Genomic DNA, 3,395 nt, shown 5'->3' on the forward strand with positions numbered 1-3,395 from the left:
TTTTTCAAGTATAAAAATAAGAAGTTGTTGCGTGAAAGAGAGTACTTCATCATCAGTCCAATATTTTTCCGTATTTGTATTTTCATCCAATATTGTTTTTGGCCAACTGTATTTATTCAAATAGTATTTTACTAATGAAACAATGTAATCGTACCCGTCAAGTGACATATTCCCTTTAGCTAATTCAATTATGTATTCTTCTTTTTTCATCCTTTACATATTTTAATTTGCCATTCGAAATCTTGTAATTGCTTCTCATTTAGAGAATCAATGCCATTCCAACCTCTATCAAGATTTAATAAATCATCAATAATATAGGGCATTGACAACTTCAACAAGAAGAATGAATATTCGCCATCTTCCTTTAAATCTATTTTAAAAACACAACTTCCTTTTTGATATTCTTTTGTAGTTCCTGGAGCAAGTTGAACAGAAACTCCATCTTGTTTTACTTTTTCAACAATTGAAGGATGAAAATCTTCTGGGTTTTTATTTTTCGCAAAATTACCCGTCCAAATATTATTCGGAGCTTTCCAAATTGAACCAATTTCAGGTTTATATATCTGCTTTAGAATACCTAGATAATCCATAATCAATGTAGTATAAGAGTGGAAGATTGCACTCTTTTGCAAATTTTGGTCTGCGGGTCGGTAAAAACAAAATCTTTACATTGAGTTAATTTTTCATTCATATATTTAATTTCTCGTTTCAATATTTTCAATTTATGTTCTAATAAATCTTAAATCTATTTGCAAATGTAATAATTATTTATTTGATAACAAATTGTTTAATCTTTTTTTGCCTGCCGAGCCTTGGTAAGCAGGTTCAACGTTCGAGGCTATGAATAGTAGCCGATTACGAAGCAATAATTTTTCAATTTACGATTAACTTAAAACGAGCTAAAATGCTTGAATTTACTACTATCTCGGCAATTATTTATGAGCCTTTGTTATGGGCTTTTAATAATTATTAAACTGATATTTTTATTTTTCCTTCTTTTACTTTTCGTAAAAATTCAGTTTTTTCAATCAAAGTCATTCCTCGCATTTTCTCAGCTAATTTCTGTTTAACCTTTCTAAAAAACTTAACAGTGTCAAATGATTTTTCTTTATTCTTCATTTTTTAAAAATTCTAATGGTGAACGAATATCAATTATAGGATAACCCAAACGAATGTTGATTGAGTTAAACATTTTTATTTTGTCAAAAAATTCCATAATTCAATATTATCCAACGGGTTAGAAATATCGCCAAATTCCTTGCTGGTAGTGTGAAAATAAATTTCTGTATTTTTAATATTCTCATGTTCTAATAAATCTTAAATCTATTTGCAAATGTAATAATTATTTATTTGATAACAAATTGTTTAATTTTTGCCTGCCGAGCCTTAGTAAGCAGGTTCAACAATGCACAAAGAAACCGTAAGCTTGCACTATGGGATTTTTATATGCTTAGGTGTTAGGCAACCGTAATTATTTTATTTCCAGTATAAATGGTAAATATTTCTTCTTCTTCTCGTATTCAAAAATCAATAATTCTTTCAAACTTTCGCTATGTCTCATAAACATATACATTGCTCCTTGTGCTCTTAAAAGTCTTTCTTCGTCTTCTATTCCTAAGTTAATTTTGTACAATTCCTTAATTCCTTTAACAAGTTCATTATGCATATTAAATTGCTCTCCTCGATAATTATTAAAAATTGTAGTAAAACAAAATGCTTCAACTTGTGGTTTTCTTTCTTTTTCAGTTTGTTTTATTCCGTTAATTCCAGTACAAACCTTACCAGCATAATATCCTTCTTTGGAAATTCTCAAAATATAGAAATATTTTACTGCAATGTTTAATAGTCCGTCCATTGAAATAGTGTCAGGAACAAACTGAGATTTATTTGTAATCTTTTCAGTCAATTTATTCATAACATTATTGAATGAACTATCATTTCCAAGTGTTTTAATAAATTCATTTTGAAGCTCAATCGTATCACTGATAGCCATTAATTTTTCATAGTTTGAATTGTCTGAAAAATGAATTCGTAAATAATCAATGTATTGTCCATTATTGTTTACTAAGTCTGAAAAACAAGAATTGGTATCAATTTCATTAATTGTTTTCATTAAATATTCTCGTTCTCCGTATTTCTTTTTTTCAATTTTGAATATTTGTTGATACTCTTTTTCAATATTACAGTTAGTCTGTGAAAATGAATTTGCTGTAATTAGTCCAATTGTTAAAATCAATAATAATCGTTTCATATTTTCTTTTTTTATGGTTGCACAACGTTCAGTATAAGCGATGTGGCAATTTCCCCAATCCCCAATCACTGTGAAATTCCTAAAATCACTGTGTATTGCCATATTGCTTATACATTGTTGTGCTTTCGTGCTTTTTTTATTTCAATTTATAATATCCACCTGCTGGATGTTTTCCATTACATTCACAAGTCATAAATTTGTTTTCTGAAATCCAAATCAAATTCATTTTGTTTGTTTTGTACCATCTTTTGACTGATCTCTTGAATTTCTTTCTATTCGATTTTTTTTCTAATGCGATATGATAATAACAATAACCACAATCATAGTCATTGGGATTAACATTTAATAATTCCGCTGTTGGAATTCCATGAATAATCTCTTGAAGAACTATATAGGCAACATCTGCAACTTTACATTGACCTCCTTGATATGGAAAAGATGCAAGTGTGTATTCTAAATTGTCAAGCTGATCAATTAAAGATAAAATTCCTTTTTCTTTCAATTTCACCGCATTCCAAAATAGTTTGTCTCCACATCCAATATTATACATAAATGTATCTTTATTTTTCACATAAATTTCTGGGTGAATTTCACAAGCATAAGGAATTTCTGATACAAATTTTAAACTATCAATTGTAGATTTAATACTTATCTGAGCAATTGTAATGTGTGTGAATAGAATCAATATTAAAGTTAAAAATCTCATTGTTAATTCAATCAATTAGTTTTGGCATGAAGCACAACGATGGCAATATGAAATTTTTGGCATTTTGAAATACCAATCTTTCAATTTGCTACGCTGTTTATTTATTGCTAATTCATTCATATTTAACACTTCCTGCCCAATTTTTTATATTGTGTGTTAGCCAAAGTACTTATTCTTTTAATGTTAATAATTCTAATAATTTCACATTTATATAATAATTTCCTGTTCCAAGTTTTTCCTTTTTCAAAAGTCCGTCATTGGATAACAGGCTTAAGTATTTTGAGGCGGTAATTCTTGATACACCTAAATCTTTTTCAATAAATTCAATTTTTGTGTATGGATGTTTGAACAAATTATTCAATAAGTCCTGACTGTAAAATTTGTAATTATCACGTAATAAGTTTTTGTATTCAAAAATCAATTCTTTAATTTTACTGA

The 3,395-nt window shown here is 28.0% G+C and carries 6 protein-coding genes; all 6 read right to left on the reverse strand.

All coding sequences use genetic code 11. The features are described from left to right. A partial coding sequence (locus U9R42_07980) for a hypothetical protein (GenBank protein ID MEA3495958.1) occupies positions 1-210 on the reverse strand: 210 nt, incomplete at its 3' end. Continuing rightward, a complete protein-coding gene (locus U9R42_07985; GenBank protein ID MEA3495959.1) occupies positions 207-590 on the reverse strand; it encodes a hypothetical protein in 384 nt (127 codons plus the stop codon). The genes U9R42_07985 and U9R42_07980, both read right to left, overlap by 4 nt. Positions 591-969: 379 nt before the next feature. Beyond that, complete coding sequence (locus tag U9R42_07990; GenBank protein MEA3495960.1) at positions 970-1,119, reverse strand: hypothetical protein; 150 nt, start codon at positions 1,117-1,119, stop codon at positions 970-972. 352 nt (positions 1,120-1,471) lie between these two features. Then, positions 1,472-2,251: a hypothetical protein gene (locus U9R42_07995; protein MEA3495961.1), complete on the reverse strand. Its 780-nt coding sequence runs from the start codon at positions 2,249-2,251 to the stop codon at positions 1,472-1,474. Between the two features lie 136 nt (positions 2,252-2,387). Further along, positions 2,388-2,957 carry a hypothetical protein gene (locus U9R42_08000; protein ID MEA3495962.1) on the reverse strand — a complete coding sequence of 190 codons (570 nt, stop codon included), beginning with the start codon at positions 2,955-2,957 and terminating at the stop codon, positions 2,388-2,390. Positions 2,958-3,126: 169 nt separating this feature from the next. Continuing rightward, a partial coding sequence (locus tag U9R42_08005; GenBank protein ID MEA3495963.1) for a Fic family protein occupies positions 3,127-3,395 on the reverse strand: 269 nt, incomplete at its 5' end.

This window comes from Bacteroidota bacterium (assembly GCA_034723125.1).
Taxonomy (GTDB): domain Bacteria; phylum Bacteroidota; class Bacteroidia; order CAILMK01; family JAAYUY01; genus JAYEOP01.